We start from the raw sequence: 17041 nt of genomic DNA on the forward strand, positions 1-17041 counted from the left end.
GGAACCCTTGTTCATGACTGATCGTTTGTTTCTTCAACGCAGGGCCTCAGGCCAGCGCCTGGTGATGCTGGCCGTGGCCGCGATGCTGGCAGCTTGCGCCAGCCCCAGTGTTTACCGCTCGCCCGAGGTGACCGTGCCTGCGCAATGGCAGCAACAGCCTGCAGCGTCGGCGCCCAGCCCTGAGGCCCAGCCCGTGGCGGCCAACCGTTGGTGGGCGCGCTTTGGCGACCCCCAGCTCACGCAGTTGGTGGACGAAGCCCTTCAGCGCAACAACAACCTGGCCGTGGCCGCCATCAAGGTGCGCCGTGCCCAGTTGCAGGCGGGCTTGGCCGCCAGTGCGCAATTGCCCTCCGTCAACGTGGGCGCCAACACCTCGGCCAGCCGGTTGCTGGACGGTGGGCCGACCACCCGCACCAACAGCTTGAGCGCCGGGGTGAGTTGGGAGGCCGATTTGTGGGGGCGCCTGGCCGCGTTGCGCAACACCGCCGAATGGGAAGCGCAGGCCACCGACCAGGACCGGGCCGCGGCAGCCCTGTCCCTGGTGGGCACGACCGCGTCCTTGTACTGGCAAGTGGCTTATCTGAACCAACGCATCGAATCCAGCCAGCAAAGCATTGACTATGCCCGCAAGACTTTGGAGCTGGTGAAGGCACAGCATGAGGCTGGCAGCGTGACTGGCCTGGAAGAGGCGCAGGCCGTGCAGACTCTGGCCAGCCAGGAAGCCAGTCAGACGCAACTGCAGCAGCAGCGGGTGGAAGCCCGCAACGCCTTGTCCATCTTGTTCGATGGGCCACCCAGCCAAATCCTCGCCGAAGCCCAGCGACTGCCCGACGCTGCCTTGCCGGTGGTGGAGGCCGGTTTGCCCGCCTCGGTGCTGGCGCGCCGACCTGACCTGCGCGCGGCCGAGTTGCGCCTGCGCGGCAGCCTGGCCACAGTTGATGCCACGCGCACCAGTTATTACCCCACCTTGAGCCTGACGGGCAGCCTGGGCGGCACCAGCAATGTCTTGTCCAATGTGCTGAGCAACCCCGTGGCCACGCTGGGTGCGGGCCTGGCGCTGCCTTTCATCCAGTGGCGGGACATGCAGCGCAATGTGGCGGTGTCGAAAGCCGATCACGAGCAAGCCGTGTTGGGCTACAGGCAGACCTGGTACCAGGCCTTGACCGATGTGGAGAACGCGCTGTCGGCGCGCACGCAATACGAAGTGCAGGCGCAGCAATTGCAACGCTCATTGGCCGCGGCCTTGCAATCAGAGCGCTTGAGCGAGATCCAGTACCGCGCTGGCGCCGTGCCTTTGAAGACCTGGCTGGACGCGCAGGAAACCCGGCGCGTGGCCACCAACAACCTGGCGCAAAACCGCTTGGATCGCCTGACCAACCTGGTGACCCTGTACCAGGCCCTGGGCGGCTAGCGCCGGTCAGCGGTCCACGTCGTAAAAGAAGTGGTCTGCGGCCGCGCGATCGCCTGCAAAGATGCGGCGGACCAGGTCAGGGTTCTTGAACAGGTACCAATCGCCAAACATGTCGAACTTGCGGCACGAGGTGGTGATGCCATGGCGCCAGATCGTGCCGTACTTTTGACCACGCTGACGACCCAGGGCTTGAAGGCGCAAGGCGAAGTCCACGTCTTCGACGCTGACCAGTTGTTCGTTGAAACCCTTGAGTTCGTCAAAGGCGTCTCGCCTGAACCAGAACATGCCGTATGACAGGCGGTTTCTGATCACATAGGGCAGCACCGACAAGGCACTGAAGAAGATGCCGGTGGACATGCGTTCGGGGTGAATCATGGAACCGCCGCCCACGTAGCGGGGGTCATGCACCCGGGCCATCACAGCCGCCACGGTGCTCTGTGACATCCAGCTGTCGGCATCGATGGTGGCAATGGCGGGTGCCGTGCTGGCGCGGATGGCCGCGTTGCGCACGGCCGAGATGCACTTTTTGTCTTCGGCCACGCAACGTGCGCCCAAAGACTCGGCGATGGACCGCGTTTGGTCAGTGCAGCGGTTCAGCGCCACCACCACCTCGACCGATTGGCCAGCTTTTTGGGCCGAATGGAAGACGGTTTCAACGCATCGGCCGATGAAGCGCTCTTCGTTGTGGGCAGGGATGGTGACCGCCAGGGCAGGGGGCTTGCTGCTCATGAGGTTTCGGGGTTCACCTCATTACCAGCAAATGCCCTGGTAGCGCCCCGCCTCGGACCGGCCACTGGTGATTCGCACGAAATCGACCACCATCTGATGAGGCTGTATTTTGCTCAAAATGTCTTTGAACTCAGCCGCATCATTGCCAATGAGAATGACTTCAGCATGGGCCAGGATGTCGTCGATGTTGTCCACCATCAGGCGAGAGATGTGCGGGATGTGGTTCAAAATATAATCACGGTTTGACCCGGTGATGCTGGCGATCGACACATTCTTGTCGTAAAGGCGCAAATCGTAGCCCTTGCCAATCAATGTCTCAATGACTTCGACCACGGGGCTTTCACGCAAATCATCGGTGCCTGCCTTGAAGCTGAAGCCCAGCACGCCAATCTTCCTTTTGCCATGCTCGGTCAGCATCTTGATGCCGCGCTGAACCTGCAAATGGTTTCCGGGCAAGATGGAGTTCAGAATGGGCGTGTCAACATCCAGGGTCTTGGCCTTGTAGGTGAGGGCACGGACATCCTTGGGCAGGCAAGATCCACCAAAGGCAAAGCCAGGCTTCAAATAATAAGAAGACAGGTTCAGCTTGTGATCGTGACAGAAAATGTCCATCACTTTGTGGCCGTCAATGTCGAGGGATTTGCAGATATTGCCAATTTCATTGGCAAAACCCACTTTCAAGGCATGCCAAACGTTGTCGGTGTACTTCACCATTTCCGCCGACGCCACATCGGTTCTGATCAGCGGCGCGTCCATGTTCACGTAGATTTCGGCCAAAATGGCGCCGCTTCGGCTGTCCGTTTCGCCAATCACGGTTTTGGGCGGTTGGTAGTAATCGTGAACGGCCGTGCCCTCGCGCAGGAATTCGGGATTGTTGCAGACCCCGAAGTCAACACCTGCCGTTTTGCCAGAACTGGCTTCCAGGGTGGGAATCACGATGTCCTTCATCGTGCCGGGCAGCATGGTTGAGCGTGCCACGACGATGTGGAAGCTGTCTTTCTCGGCCATGGCGGCGCCGATTTCTTCGCAGACCCGGCGCACATAGGTCAGATCAAGGCTGCCGTTGAGCTGGCTGGGGGTACCCACGCAAATCAGCGAAATGTCCGAGTTGTTCACAGCCTCGGCCACATTGGTGGTGGCCGTGAGCCGCCCCTCGCGAACGCAGGTCGCAATGATGTCGCCAATGTCTTTCTCGACGATGGGGGAGACGCCTTCGTTGATCAACTTGACCTTGGTGGCATTGGAGTCCACGCCGATCACGCGATGGCCGTCATTGGCCAGGCAGCCCGCTGATACTGCACCGACATATCCAAGGCCGAAAATACTGATGTTCATTTTCAAATCACTCAAGGGTTGAAGGTGTTTAAAGTGGGTGGCGTGATGATGGCGCCATGGCCTGGGCACAAAGTTGATCGAATTGATCTACCGCAGTTCGCCAGGAGAATTTTTCACTCACCATGTGCTTCCCAGCATCGCCCATGGCGCGAGCCGTTGGTGGATTCTGAAGTAAAGCAAGCACGCGTTGCGAGAAAATGTTGGCATCGTCGGCGACATGGATGTTGACACCGTCTTGAACGGGCAAGCCTTCGGCGCCAATGGTGGATGAGACCACGGGGATTCCCATCGCCATCGCTTCAAAAATCTTGATGCGTGTGCCGCCCCCGACGCGCAGTGGAACCACTGACACGGTGGCTTTGCTCATGTAAGGCCGAACGTCGTCCACGGTCCCGGTGACCTGGATGCTGCTGTCCTGGGATGACAGCGCCTGGATGGCTGGGGTGGGGTTGCGACCAATGATGGTCAGTTTCACCCCCGGGCATTGTTTTTTGATGAGGGGGTAGGTATTTTTGGTGAATTCCAGGATGCCATCGATATTGGGCATCCAATCCATCGAACCCAGGAAGACAATGTGCTGGGGTTCCGGGGCGTATTCAATCTCCGAGAAAAATTCGGTGTTGACCCCGGTGGGAACATGGCCGAGCACATTGGTGAGCTTGAACTCATCCTGAAAACGGATGGCGTCGTCTTCGCTGACGGCAATGACCCCTTTGAATTTGGCGCATGTCTCCTGCTCGAAACGGTGGTATCGCTTCCACTGGATGCGCATGTAGGTTTTCAAAAGGATGTTCTTGGCAGATTCAAAATGCCTTTTCCATATCTGGCTTTCAACATTGTGTTGAAAAACGATGATTTTGGATGGGTCAATCCCGGAATTCAGGATGTTGGGGGTCATTGACAGGAAATCTGCGATGACGATGTCGTAATTGTTTTGCTGATCCAGGGCCGCCATGGCCTGGGTTGCTTGGTTGCTGACGTATTTGTCAATGACATAAGGATCTTTTGAAAGAAAAAGATTCTTGAGTGCACTGATTTTGAATTTGAAGCTGCTTTTGGGCTGGTCTTGCCATGGAATCCAGGTTTGCTTGCTGGAGTAAGTGGCTGCATGGTCCTTGGCCGCTTGCGGCATGCCCTGCGGAAACAGGGCCAGGTAAGTGATGTCGTGTCGGGTGTGCCACTCTTTGAGCATCTGGAAAGTGCGGATCTTTCCACCTGAATCCAATGGATACAAAGGGTCTGCTTTTATCCAGAGTATTTTTTTGGAGGAATTTTTTTGATTCGACATATGAAAGCCGCGTGCCCATGACAGTTGGTGTGGCAGTGACGTATTCTAGCGATGATGATGGCTATTCCCAGACATCAGGACATCCCACATGAGCGCCGGACACGACCACGCCCACCACGCCCACCACGCCCACCACCATGATCATGGGCACGCCCACGTTCACGCCCCGGCCAATTTCAACCAGGCCTTTGCCATCGGCATTGGCCTGAACGCCGCCTTTGTGGCCATCGAAGCGTTTTATGGCTGGAAGGTCAACTCCCTGGCCTTGTTGGCCGATGCAGGGCACAACCTCAGCGATGTGGCCGGCCTGGTGCTGGCTTGGGGTGGTGCGTTGGCGGGCAAGTTGCAGCCCAGTGCGCGCAACACCTATGGCTTCAAGCGAGCATCCATCCTGGCAGCGTTTGCCAACGCAGTGCTGCTGCTGGTGGCCATGGGATCGCTGGCCTGGGAGGCCGTGGGGCGGTTCAGCGCGCCTGTGCCCACGCAGGGTGTCACGGTCATGGTGGTGGCGGGCATCGGCATCTTGGTCAACACCGCCACGGCCCTGCTGTTCATGCGCGGCAGTGCGCATGACCTGAACATCCGCGGGGCCTTTCTGCACATGGCTGGTGATGCGCTGGTCTCCTTGGGGGTGGTCATCGCGGGGGGCTTGACCCTGAAGTTCGGCTGGAACTGGCTGGACCCGGCGGTCAGCCTGGCGATTGCCGCCGTCATCGTGGTGGGCACCTGGGGCTTGTTCCGCCAATCGATGCACCTGTTGTTCGATGGCGTGCCTGATCAGATCGACCTGGGTGCCGTGAGAGGCTACTTGCAGTCGTTGCCTGGCATCGAGCGCGTGCACGACCTGCACGTGTGGGCCATGGGCACCTCGGAGGTGGCCATGACCGCGCACCTGGTGATGCCCTCTGGCCACCCGGACGATGCCTTTCTGAAAGGCATCAACCAGCAGTTGCACGAGCAGTTCGACATCGACCACGTCACGGTGCAGGTGGTCAAAGTGCCCTTCACCCGGCCTTGTCAAGGTTGAGCATGACGACCTCCTTGCCCACCAATTCCGACGTTGCCCAGGCTTTGAATCTGGCTTGCCATTGCCGGACCTTGAGCCCCGATCTGCTGCGCCAGCAACTTGAACGGGACCCTCGCCTGGCAGGTTTGGCCCAGAGTCTGGCGCAAACGCGGCCGCACTTGTTCTCGTCCACGATGGTGTTCCTGTCCAGCCCGGTCTACCAGCGCATGGCGGAGCTGGTGTCCGCGATTGAGCGCGTCATCGCGCTGCCCGCCTACCAGGCACAGGCCCTGGCGCGTGCACCTGCCATTGCGCAGCGGGCGGAAGCACCCCTGGGCGTGTTCATGGGCTACGACTTTCACCTGGGGCCGCAAGGGCCGCAATTGATCGAGATCAACACCAACGCAGGCGGCGCCTTGCTGAACGTCGCCCTGGCCCATGCCCAGCACGCGTGTTGTGAGGCCATGGACTGGGCCTTCCCCTTGAAGCAGGTCAGCCGGGCCTCGTTGGAGCAGGTGTTCTTTGACATGTTCACCGCCGAGTGGCGCCTGCAGCGTGGCGATGCGCCCTGGGCGTCCGTCGTGATCGTGGACGACCAGCCCGAGGCGCAGTATCTGGCGCCGGAGTTCACCCTGTTCCAGCAACTGTTCGAGCGGCATGGCGTGGCCGCCAGCGTCGCCGATCCGACTGCGCTTGAGTGGCGTGATGGCCAGTTGTGGCACCAGGGCAGGGTGGTTGACATGGTCTACAACCGCCTCACCGACTTCTACCTGAGCGAGGCCCCGCATCAAGCCTTGCGCGCGGCCTTCGAGGCACAAGCCGTGGTGGTGACGCCGCACCCGCGAGCCCATGCGCTGTACGCAGACAAGCGAAATTTGATCGCCCTGAGTGACGATGCCTTGCTGCAAGCCTGGGGCGTGCCGCCACAGGACCGAAGCCTGTTGAACGCGGGCGTGCCACACACCCAGTTGGTGACCGCGGCCAAGGCCGATGAATTGTGGGCGCAACGCCGTCAGTTGTTCTTCAAGCCGGTCGGGGGTTATGCAGGCAAGGCCGCCTACCGAGGTGAGAAGCTCACCCGGGGCGTGTGGACCGACATCCTGGCTGGCGACTTCGTGGCACAGGCGCTGGTGCCTCCCGGCCAACGGGTGGCGCAGGTGGACGGTGATTTGAAAGACCTGAAATTTGACGTGCGCGCCTATGTCTACAACGGGCAGGTGCAGTTGTTGGCAGCGCGCATGTATTCTGGCCAGACCACGAACTTCCGCACCCCTGGTGGCGGTTTCGCCCCCGTGTTGGTGGTGGATGAGCACGGTTCGGCAGTCGACAACGCAGGAGTGGCATGTCTCCCGCCGGATGCACAGGCGGACTGACCGCTGGCGTGGGCCAATTTCTTGGCGCCGTTTATGCTTGACACCATGATCACCGTCCACCACCTCGAAACCTCCCGTTCACAGCGCGTGCTGTGGTTGCTTGAAGAGCTGGGCGTGCCTTACGACCTCAAGGTCTACAAGCGCAACCGCGTCACCAAGCTGGCGCCGCCCGAACTGAAAGCCGTGCACCCACTGGGCAAGTCACCCGTCATCACCGATGGTGGCGGCCAGGCCATCGCCGAGTCCGCCGTGATCCTGGAACACCTGGTGGACCAATACGGCATGCAAGCACAGGGCGACCTGGCCCATTTGCAGCCCGCCAAAGGCACGCCCGAATACGCCCAGTCGCGCTTCTGGATGCACTACGCCGAAGGCTCGCTGATGCCCTGGTTGGTGATGAAGCTGGTGTTCCTGGCGATCCCCACCCAGCCGATGCCTTTCTTTGTACGGCCCATTGCCCGCAAGATGTGCGAGCAGGTGCGCGGCAAGTTGGTCGATCCCAACCTGAGCACCGCGTTTGCCTTCATGGAGCAACACCTGAACACGCACACCTGGTTCGCGGGCGAGCACCTCACGGTGGCTGATTTTCAGATGAGCTTCGCGGTTGAGGCCGCGATGTCGCGCGGGGCCGATTCGGCGAAGTACCCAAAGCTGGCGGCCTACAAGGCCCGCATGGTGGCCCGCCCGGCGTATCAACGTGCGCTGGCCAAGGGCGGACCGGTGGTGATGTCCTGAGGACGCGAGCGCGATTCAGTCCCTGGACGGCATTTGGCGGGTGATGGCCCTGGCTGCTTGCTCACCGGCCCGCACGGCGCCGTCCATGTAGCCGCTCCAGATGTGGGACGACTCGGTCCCGGCCCAGATCAACGGTCCGGTCCTGGGCTTGAGGAATGGGCCCACATCGGCCAACAGGCCCGGCGGCAGCGTCGGGATGCAACCTGCCGAATGGTCTTCTTGGCGCGCGCGCACCACGCCGCTGGCGCTGTGGATGATGGCCATGTCATCGGCCCATTGGATTTGGGTCACCGGTGATTGCGTTCGCAGTCGAGGGCCCAATGCCTTGGCCAGGCGCAGGCTCAGTTCCTGAGCGCCTCCGACGAAGCGGCTGTCTTGAGCGCCGCCGTGCACCGAGATCAAAGCTGCCAGCCCGCCCGCGCTCTGGAGGTGCTGCAGCACGCCGAGCAAGGACAGGTCGGCAGGATCACCACCCAGGGTCAGGCCACTGACGACGTCGAACAGGGCACGGGCCTCCGCGGTCTGTGTGTTCTGGCAGACCCATTCGCGCAAGGACATGCCGTCCAGTTGCATGGCATGGCGGGATGTCCAGGGTGCGTCGCGGTTCACGCGCCAGGCGGCCCATTGCAGCTTGGCGGCCGCCTTCACGAAGTCCATGGTGGGGCCCCAGGGTGACAGGGGCAAGGGCAGACGGTGTGTGCGCCGCTGTCCGTTGAGCAGCATCACGTGGCGGCCCCGGTGGTGGGTTTTGAACGTGCCCACGCCCAGTTCCCGCGCCAGGGCCAGCACGCGGCTTTGCGTGGGGCCGACCCATTGGCCACCGGATTCGACATGTGTGGCCGGCGCGCCAGCGGAGGGTTCGTTCAAGGTCCGTCCACCCACCCGGCCTTTCGCCTCCAGCACCAGCAAGGACTGCACGCCCGTCTGCATCAGGCGGTGGGCAGCCACCAGGCCCGACAACCCGCCGCCGATCACCACCACGTCCATGTCCTGGCCTGCGTTGCTCACGGTCGTGCCGCCAGGCGGTCAGATCGGCTGGGTGCGTGTTTCCAGCCAGGCCAGGGCCGCGCCGCTGACCAGCGGGCGCAGCCGCTTCAAGACCTGCGCGTGGTAGTTGTTCAGCCATTCGACCTCATCAGCGCGCAGCAGCGACAGGTCGATGCAGCGGGTGTCGATGGGGCACAAGCTCAGTGTCTCGAACGCCAGGTACTCGCCATGTTCAGGGTCGCCGGGCGCGGTGTTGGCGACGCTGGGCGCCACGGACACGTTGATCACCAGGTTCTCGATGCGGATGCCCCATTGCTTGGGGCGGTACAGGCCGGGTTCGATCGAGGTGATCATGCCGGGGTGCATGGCCATGTGGGCCTCGGGCACCGCTTTCGAGATCGATTGCGGGCCTTCGTGCACGTTCAAGAAGTAGCCCACGCCATGCCCGGTGCCATGGCCAAAGTCGATGCCCTCGGCCCACAAAGGCCCGCGTGCGATCGCGTCCAGCATGGGTGACAAGGTGCCGCGTGGATAGCGCGCGCGCGACAAGGCCAGTGTGCCTTTGAGCACCAGGGTGAAGTCGCGCTGCTGAGCCTTGGTAGGCGTGCCGATGGCCCACACACGCGTGATGTCGGTGGTACCGCCCAGATACTGCGCGCCCGAGTCGATCAGCAACAGGCCATGCGCCGCCAAGCCCTGAGGCGTGCTCAGGACGGCAAAACTGTCCGGTGTGGCGCGGTAATGCGGCAAGGCGCCATTGGCGTTGAAGCCGGCGATGGTCGGGAAGCTCAGCGACACAAAGTCGGGTTGCTTGACGCGTTCGGCGGTCAGGCGTTCATCGACGGTCAGTTCGCTGACGTGCTCGTGGCCGAGGGCGGATTCGAACCAGGCGTAGAAGGCGCACATGGCGGCGCCATCGCGCTCCATGGCTTCGCGCACGAAGGCCGCTTCCGCATTGGTCTTACGTGATTTGGCCAAGGTGGTCGGGTTGATCGATTCGATCACGGCCACGCTGGCGGGCACCGCTTCGCGCAGGCCCCAGGTGATGCGCTTGGGGTCGATCAGCAGGCGTGCGTCGGGGGGCAGGGCGCGCAAAGCTGGCAGGGCCTGGTCATAGGGCTGGCATTGCACGCCATCTGCGACCAGGCGCGCCTGAATGTCGGCGGAGACCTTCGGTGGCGCCACGAACAAGGTGGCGCTGTCCAGCGAGATCAGGGCGTGGCCCACGAACACCGGGTTGTAGTCGACATCGGCCCCGCGCAGGTTCAGCACCCAGGCCAGGTCGTCCAGCGTGGCGATCCAGTGGTGGGTGGCGCCTTTGTCGACCAAGGCCTGGCGCAGGGCGGCCAGCTTGTCGGCGCGAGAGGTCGATGCGTGCGGCAGGGTGTGTTCAAACACCGGCACCAAAGGTGGCGCGGGGCGGTCAGGCCAGATGGCGTCCACCGGGTCTTGTGCGGTGACCAGGGTCCAGTTTTCCTGCGCCAGCGCATCGCTCAAGGATTGGGTCAAGGCCAGGCCCAGCACGGCACCGTCCACCGCCAGTTGGGCTTGCGGCGTCATCACGTTCAGGGCCTTCAGCCAGCCCACATAGGCCGGCACGGCCGCGCCTTCCAGCTTGAACAGGGCAATGCCACTGCCAGCCAGTTCGGCCTCGGCCTGTTCCCAATAGCGGCTGTCGGTGAACAGGGCGGCTTGTTGCTCGGCCACGATCAGGGTGCCGGACGAGCCGGTGAAGCCGCTCAGCCATTCGCGTGTCTGCCAGCGGTCGGGCAGGTACTCGGACAAATGCGGGTCGCTGCTGGGAACCAGGCAGGCTTGCCAGCCTTGCTGGCTCAGGTGTTGGCGCAAGGCCGAAAGGCGCTGGGGAATGGTCGAAGAAGTCATGGCCCTATGTTGCCATGATCTGCTTCAGGCCGGTGGCGGTGGGGCCGGTGGGTCGCTGCGTGCGGCGGCTTGATGGGTGTCTCGCAAATAGGGCGCGATGAAGATCCGCGCGTGCCGCTGCGAGGTGAAATAGGCCCAGGCCCAGTCCATGAACACGACCATGCGGTTGCGGAAACCGATCAGGAAGTACACGTGCACGAACAACCAGAACAACCAGGCCGAAAAGCCACTGAACTTGATCTTGATGGAGGTGAAGGGCACGTCAACCGCGGCGATGGCCGCGCGTCGGCCGATGGTGGCCAAAGCCCCGTAGTCCAGGTAGCGAAACGCACCGGCTTCCTTGCCCTGCAGGCGGCGAATGATGTTCTTCGCGGCTTTGCGCCCCATCTGCTTGGCGCCAGGGCTGACGCCAGGGACCACGGTGGGGTTCTTGGGGTCCAGGTAGCTTTTGGCGCTGGCCAGGTCGCCCACCACGTAGATGTTGGGGTGGCTGGGCAGGTTCAGTTCGGGCTGAACGATCACGCGCCCGGCGCGGTCTACTTCGCAACCCGTGCTTTTGGCCAGCGAGCGGCCCAGTGGCGAGGCGGCCACGCCCGCAGCCCAGATCACGGTGCGTGAGGGCAGGAAGTGCGAGACCGTCTGGTTGGTGCCGTCGGAGGCCAGGTCCACGGTGTCGTAGTGGATGCCAAAAGCGGTGATGTTGGTCACCTTGGCGCCCACCAGCACCTCGACGCCCAGGTCCACCAGTTGTTCCTTGGCGCGTTGCGACAGGTCGTCCGGGAAGCTGCCCAGCACCTTGGAGGCCCCTTCCAGCAGGATCACGCGGGCGCGCCGCGTATCGATGCGGCGGAACTCGGCATTCAGGGTGTGCTGGGCGATCTCCGACAAGGTGCCGGCCATTTCAACGCCCGTGGGCCCCGCGCCCACGATGGCAAAGGTCAGCCAGGGCTCGCGTTTGGCCACGTCGGTTTCGCGCTCGGCCTGCTCAAAGGCAGTCAGCACCCGGCGTCGGATGGTGAACGCATCGCCCAAGGTCTTCAGGCCGGGGGCGTACTTGGCCCAGTCGTCACGGCCAAAATAGCTGTGCGTGGCGCCGGAGGCCAAGATCAGGTGGTCGAAATGCAGGTGTTCACCACCGTCGAGCACCACGCAATTCGAGGCCGTGTCGATCGACATGACCTCGCCCAGCAGCACCGTCAGGTTGCCCCGCGCGATCTCGCCGCGCAGGATGTGCCGGATCGGGCCTGCGATGGCGGGCGCTGGCAAGCCCGCCGTGGCCACTTGATAAAGCAGGGGCTGGAAGAGGTGGTGGTTGGTCCGATCGACCACGATGATCTCGACCGCTGCCTTGGACAGCACCCTGGCTGCTTCCAGGCCACCAAAGCCGCAACCGACGATGACGACGCGGGGCACGGCGGAGGTCTTGGCGGCGTCAGGGGCGGAGATGGCGTTGGTGGGTCGATTCATGCAGGGCCGGTATGAAAAAGGGCGTTGGATCGGGACTGGTGTTTATACCAGTCGCCAAACGGCCCATGTGGCGCCGCACAGTCGTGGTGCATCCCTTGATCATGGGGACCGACTCGCCCTTTCCCCCCAAATCAGATGACTTGCGTTCGTGGCACGACCATTTGATGAAGGTTCAAGATGAACCTGGCCTTGCCCGCGCGTTTGGCTTCGTACATGGTTTCGTCTGCGCGCTGGCACAAAGTGCTGGCGTTGTCGCCCACGATGAACAGCGTGCCGCCAATGCTGGGCGTGACCACCACGGCTTGGCCGTCCAATTGGTGGGGCAAGCTCAGACGTTCGAGGATGCGGTTGCCAATGCGTTGCACCTCGTCCGGGTGGCCTGCGCCCTCCAGGATCACGGTGAATTCGTCGCCAGACAGGCGGCACACGCAGTCGGTCAGGCGCACGCACGCGTCCAGGCGGCGGCCCACTTCCACCAGGAGCTGGTCACCCACCGCGTGTCCGTGTTGGTCGTTCACCGACTTGAAGCCGTCCAGATCCACATAAAGCACAGCCAGGCTTTGAGGCTGACGGCGGGCGCGTGACATGGCCTGCTGCAGGCGTTCGCCAAAGGCGCGGCGGTTGGGCAGCCCGGTCAGGCTGTCATGACGGGCTTGCTCGGCCAGCACGCGCTGCTGTTGCTTGAGCGCTGTGATGTCGTTGAAGGTGCGGATGTGCTGGGTGATTTGACCCGCCTCGTTGCGCAGGGCGGTCACGGCCAGGCAGGTGTCGATCTGCTGGCCATCGGCGCAGGTCTGAGTGCTTTCACCCGACCAGCGCAGGCCGGCTTCCAGCGAGGCTCGCACGCCGTTCAGGTGCGAGTCTCGCAATGGCGCCATGCCCAGCAACTCGGCGCTGTGGCCCACAACCTCGGAGGGGCTCAGTCCGGTCATCGCGAGAAACGCGGGGTTGACCATGACGATGCGGTCCAGCCCGTCGCTCACCACCACAGCACCGCCGCAGGCTTGGAGCACCTGGGACGACAAGGTGTGAGCCTTGGAGGGTGGTTCTGCCGTGGCGGGCAAGGTGTTTGGGGACAGGGCTCTCTGCTTCGTCCATTGTTCGCGTTGCATTCGCCAACATTGAAGCCCGAACAGGCCCAACAGCAGCAGCGACCCGGTTTGAGTCACCAGATTGGAAGAGGACGACAGCACGTATCCGACACCCAGGGAAGCCAGCATGGGCAAAGCCAAAACCCTGGCAGAAGGATGACGAAGCTGATTGGGCGTCCCCACGATCATCGTAAGAAACGGATTCATGGACACCCCGACTGCAAAGACAGCACATGGATTTTCGGACCAAAGCTGTTGAACTTAAGCCCTGATGATGGCCGTGAAAACCGCCCATACATGTGGAGTAAGCTGCATGGTTCGACTGGAGATGCCCCTTAGCCATGCCCCCTGTAGCTGAGCACGACGCCCTGCCCACTGGCACACGCCTTGGCGAGTTCGAGATCGAACGCGTGCTCGGCGTGGGCGGTTTTGGCATCGTGTACCTGGCTTTTGACCACGCGCTGGAGCGCCAGGTCGCCATCAAGGAATACATGCCGGTGGCCTTGGCCGCCCGCGGGCAAGGCCTGGGCGTGAGCCTGCGCGCCGCCAGCCATGCCGAAACTTTCGCCCTGGGATTGCGCTCGTTCATCAACGAAGCGCGCCTGCTGGCGCGTTTCGACCATCCTGCACTGGTGAAGGTCTACCGCTTCTGGGAGGAGCACGGCACCGCCTACATGGTGATGCCTTACTACCGTGGCCAGACGGTGCAGAATGCCCGCCGCGAGATGACGGTGCCGCCGGATGAGACCTGGTTGCGACAAGTCATCGAACCCGTGCTGGGCGCGTTGGACTGCCTGCACCGCGAGCAAGTCTTCCACCGCGACATCGCGCCCGACAACATCCTTTTGCTGGACGATGTGGAGGAAGGCGAAGGCCCGCGCCCGGTGCTGCTGGACCTGGGCGCGGCGCGCCACGTGATTGGCGACCACACCCAATCGCTGACCGCCATCCTCAAGCCCAGCTTCGCGCCCATCGAGCAATACGCCGAGACCGTGCAATTGCGCCAAGGCGCCTGGACCGACCTGTACGCCCTGGCCGCCGTGGTCCACTTCTGCATCACCGGCCGACCACCCACGCCCGCCAGCGCGCGCGCCGTGCACGACGACCTGCCCGGCCTGACCCAGATGAGCGAAGGCCTGGCCAGTGGTTTTGACCGCCACTACAGCAGCAGTTTCGCCAACGCCATCGACCACGCGCTGGCGGTGCGGCCTCAAGACCGTCCTGATTCGGTGGCTGCATGGCGCCAGGAGTTGTCGGGCATCGTCAACGTGGGCCAGCAGGGCCTGATCCAGGGTGATGGCTGGGTGCCGCGGACCGTGCTGGTTCGGCCCGCCGATGGCCAAAAGCCAGCAGGCCATGAAGCCGTGGAGGCTCGCGCCTACCTGACCACGATTCCGGCGGCGGGCGCCTTGCGGGCCTTGCCCAAGTGGCCGATCACGGTGGCCAAGGGCAAGAAGCCCGTCCTGCCGCCCGCCTCAGAGCCGACGTCTGTCAAGGTTGAGTCGATCCTGAACCGGCGCTGGGTCATGGGCATGGCTTTCGTGGTGGTGGTGGCGGCCTCCGGGCTGTGGGCGCAGCGCCAATCGACGCGCTCCCAGCCTCAAGACATGCTGACCGGCGCGGCCGCTGCCGCCAGTGTGGTCAGTGCCAAGGCCAGCGCTGCATCAGGCAAGTCGGCACCCGCCAAGGCGGTGAAAGGCGAGCCCGGCCTTGAGGACGATCAAACGGCCAGAACGCGCAAGCGCGCGGGCAGCAATGTGGGCGATGTGGCGGAGCCACTCAATCCCAGGCAGGCCTGCGGATCACGCACCTTCATCTCGCTGGCGATCTGCATGAAACGGCATTGTTCACGTCCCGCTTACGCAGGGCACGCCGAGTGCAAGCGCATGACCGAGCAGGAGCAGGGGCAACGGTCTGCGTTCCCCTGAGCCGGATCAAGCCACGGCGGCTTGCTGCTTCAAGGCCTTCAAGGTGGATTGCAGCAGGCGCGCGTCCGAGCTGGCGCGGTGCCGCTGAAGGATCATGCCCAGCGCCACCTGCCGCTTCAATTCGTGCCAAGAGGCGGCTTCGCTTTCCGACAGCAGGGCGCGCAGGTTCTCCAGCTTGAAGTGCGGTGTGCGGTTGGCGGCGTCATACAGGCGGTTCAGCCAGGTGTAGTCGTGGGCCCAGGCGTCCGAGTAGACGACCATGCCTTCCAGCCAGTCGTTCAAGGCGTCGGCCACCTCCAGGGCCGAACGGCCATGGCGTTCCAGGTTGTCCCGGGTGATGTGGTGGACATCTGCCGCGCTGGGGTCCCAGTGTTGCCACTCGGGCTCGGGCTTGACCAGGCTGCACCAGGAGCTGCCGTCGGGCATCACGATGCCCACTTCAATCGGGTAGCTGCCCAGGCCGAACCCCGACGCCTCGATGTCAAGGATCGGAGGGGGGTAGTCAAGGGACGAATAGGTAGGCATGAACGACGACATCTGGACCCTGGCGTTTATTGGGTTATTCAGACCCTAGTCTCTCACTCGTTTAATCGGGTGCATCCAAGGGTTTGAACGGTTTTCGGTCATCCAATTCATCGATGTAGTGCTGAATTTGGCAACCTTCACGATGCAAAAAATCAGCCACGGCCTGTTTGAAGCCTGGGTGGGCCAACCAGTGCACCGACTGCGTGGGCGTACCCAGCAGGCCCCGTGCCAGCTTGTGCTCGCCTTGGGCGCCACCCTCGAAACGCTGGTAGCCCTTGGCGATGCACCAGGCCATGGGTTGGTAATAGCAAGCCTCGAAATGCAGGCAGGACACGGTGCTCAGCGCGCCCCAGTAGCGACCGTACGCCAGACCCAGTTCGGTGTCCACCGCCAGCAGCGCGCAGGCCATGCGCTCGCCCTCGCGGCTGGCCACGAACAGCACCCAGTCCTGGGGGCGTGACTGGCTGGCCAGGCGCCAGAACTCACGGCTCAGGTAAGGCTGTTGTCCGTGCTGCCAATAAGTCTGCGTGTAGCAGCGGTGAAAGAAATCCCAATCGCCCTGCAGGATCTGTGCGCCTTCCAGCACCTCGAAGCTCACCCCGGCATCGCGCACCTTGCGCCGCTCCTGGTGAATCTTCTTGCGCTTGTCCCGGTGCAGGCTGGCCAAGAAATCTTCGTAATCAAAGTAAGGATCGCCCTGGCGGTTTTGCCAATGGAACTGCACGCCATGGCGTTCCAGCCAGCCTTGTGCCTTGGCGGCCTTGGCCTCCTGGTCAGACACGAACAGGATGTGGGCCGATGACCAGGCTTGCTGCTGAACCTGCTGGCTGATGGCCTGCAGCAAGCTTTCACGCAGGGCTTGCTGCACGTCGGGCGCCGCCTGTGGATCGACCAACAGACGTGGCCCTGGCACCGGCGAGAACGGCACGGCCCCCAACAGCTTGGGAAAGTAGCTGGCACCCGCCGCACCAAAGGCCCGGTCGTGGGCATCGGCCCAGGCCCAGTCAAACACATACTCCCCATAAGAGTGCGACTTGGCGAAGGTGGCGCAAGCGGCCACCAGTTGGCCGGTATCGTCACGCAAGGTGAGGAACAGTGCTTGCCAGCCCGTCTTGGCACAGGCACTGCCGCTGTCCACCATGGCCGATAAAAAGCCGTGCCGCATGAAAGGCGTGCCGCCCGGAAGGCCGGCCACCAGCCGATCCCACTGGGCTGCATCAATGTCACCAGGGTGATCGTGCCATTGCACCGTCAGGTCCAAGGTGAGGGCGGCTACCATGCT

General features: G+C 62.9%; 14 protein-coding genes. 5 read left to right on the forward strand and 9 right to left on the reverse strand.

The features are described 5' to 3' along the window. Positions 1-13 precede the first annotated feature (13 nt). A complete protein-coding gene (locus tag Q7V20_RS13955) occupies positions 14-1411 on the forward strand; it encodes an efflux transporter outer membrane subunit (RefSeq protein WP_304792165.1) in 1398 nt (465 codons plus the stop codon). A gap of 6 nt (positions 1412-1417) precedes the next feature. Here the strand turns inward: Q7V20_RS13955 and Q7V20_RS13960 are convergent, their stop codons facing one another. From Q7V20_RS13960 to Q7V20_RS13970, 3 genes are read right to left on the reverse strand one after another with little or no spacing between them, the layout of a single operon-like run. Further along, positions 1418-2140, reverse strand: a complete 723-nt coding sequence (locus tag Q7V20_RS13960) for a glycosyltransferase family 2 protein (RefSeq protein ID WP_304792168.1) — start codon at positions 2138-2140, stop codon at positions 1418-1420. 21 nt (positions 2141-2161) lie between these two features. Continuing rightward, the gene (locus Q7V20_RS13965; protein ID WP_304792171.1) at positions 2162-3475 is read right to left on the reverse strand and encodes a nucleotide sugar dehydrogenase; all 1314 of its coding nucleotides are present in this window, start codon (positions 3473-3475) and stop codon (positions 2162-2164) included. 28 nt (positions 3476-3503) lie between these two features. After that, on the reverse strand, positions 3504-4763 hold the full coding sequence (locus Q7V20_RS13970) for a glycosyltransferase (RefSeq protein ID WP_304792174.1): 1260 nt from the start codon (positions 4761-4763) through the stop codon (positions 3504-3506). Between the two features lie 88 nt (positions 4764-4851). Here Q7V20_RS13970 and Q7V20_RS13975 point away from each other — a divergent pair, with 88 nt between their 5' ends. The 3 genes from Q7V20_RS13975 to Q7V20_RS13985 are packed head-to-tail and all read left to right on the forward strand — an operon-like array spanning position 4852 to position 7877. Then, a complete protein-coding gene (locus Q7V20_RS13975; RefSeq protein ID WP_304792177.1) occupies positions 4852-5790 on the forward strand; it encodes a cation diffusion facilitator family transporter in 939 nt (312 codons plus the stop codon). Positions 5791-5792: 2 nt separating this feature from the next. Next, on the forward strand, positions 5793-7142 hold the full coding sequence (locus Q7V20_RS13980) for a hypothetical protein (RefSeq protein WP_304792179.1): 1350 nt from the start codon (positions 5793-5795) through the stop codon (positions 7140-7142). A 45-nt stretch (positions 7143-7187) separates the two neighbouring features. Further along, positions 7188-7877 (forward strand): glutathione S-transferase family protein, encoded by a 690-nt coding sequence (locus Q7V20_RS13985; RefSeq protein WP_304792523.1) that lies wholly within the window; start codon positions 7188-7190, stop codon positions 7875-7877. A 15-nt stretch (positions 7878-7892) separates the two neighbouring features. Here Q7V20_RS13985 and Q7V20_RS13990 read toward each other — a convergent pair whose 3' ends face one another. The 4 genes from Q7V20_RS13990 to Q7V20_RS14005 all read right to left on the reverse strand — a co-directional run bounded on the left by Q7V20_RS13990 (position 7893) and on the right by Q7V20_RS14005 (position 13435). After that, positions 7893-8885 carry an FAD-dependent oxidoreductase gene (locus Q7V20_RS13990; RefSeq protein WP_304792182.1) on the reverse strand — a complete coding sequence of 331 codons (993 nt, stop codon included), beginning with the start codon at positions 8883-8885 and terminating at the stop codon, positions 7893-7895. An 18-nt stretch (positions 8886-8903) separates the two neighbouring features. After that, positions 8904-10748, reverse strand: coding sequence for an aminopeptidase P family protein (locus Q7V20_RS13995; protein WP_304792185.1), 1845 nt, complete (start codon positions 10746-10748; stop codon positions 8904-8906). A 24-nt stretch (positions 10749-10772) separates the two neighbouring features. Further along, positions 10773-12215, reverse strand: coding sequence for an NAD(P)/FAD-dependent oxidoreductase (locus Q7V20_RS14000; protein WP_304792188.1), 1443 nt, complete (start codon positions 12213-12215; stop codon positions 10773-10775). Positions 12216-12346: 131 nt separating this feature from the next. Further along, on the reverse strand, positions 12347-13435 hold the full coding sequence (locus Q7V20_RS14005; protein ID WP_304792190.1) for a sensor domain-containing diguanylate cyclase: 1089 nt from the start codon (positions 13433-13435) through the stop codon (positions 12347-12349). 212 nt (positions 13436-13647) lie between these two features. Here Q7V20_RS14005 and Q7V20_RS14010 point away from each other — a divergent pair, with 212 nt between their 5' ends. Further along, positions 13648-15234 carry a serine/threonine-protein kinase gene (locus Q7V20_RS14010; RefSeq protein WP_304792193.1) on the forward strand — a complete coding sequence of 529 codons (1587 nt, stop codon included), beginning with the start codon at positions 13648-13650 and terminating at the stop codon, positions 15232-15234. A gap of 6 nt (positions 15235-15240) precedes the next feature. Here Q7V20_RS14010 and Q7V20_RS14015 read toward each other — a convergent pair whose 3' ends face one another. Together Q7V20_RS14015 and Q7V20_RS14020 are read right to left on the reverse strand one after the other, a co-directional pair. Next, complete coding sequence (locus Q7V20_RS14015) at positions 15241-15759, reverse strand: exonuclease domain-containing protein (protein ID WP_304792196.1); 519 nt, start codon at positions 15757-15759, stop codon at positions 15241-15243. A gap of 61 nt (positions 15760-15820) precedes the next feature. Next, the gene (locus Q7V20_RS14020) at positions 15821-17038 is read right to left on the reverse strand and encodes a GNAT family N-acetyltransferase (RefSeq protein WP_304792198.1); all 1218 of its coding nucleotides are present in this window, start codon (positions 17036-17038) and stop codon (positions 15821-15823) included. Positions 17039-17041 lie beyond the last annotated feature (3 nt).

The organism is Aquabacterium sp., from assembly GCF_030652515.1.
GTDB lineage: Bacteria > Pseudomonadota > Gammaproteobacteria > Burkholderiales > Burkholderiaceae_C > Aquabacterium.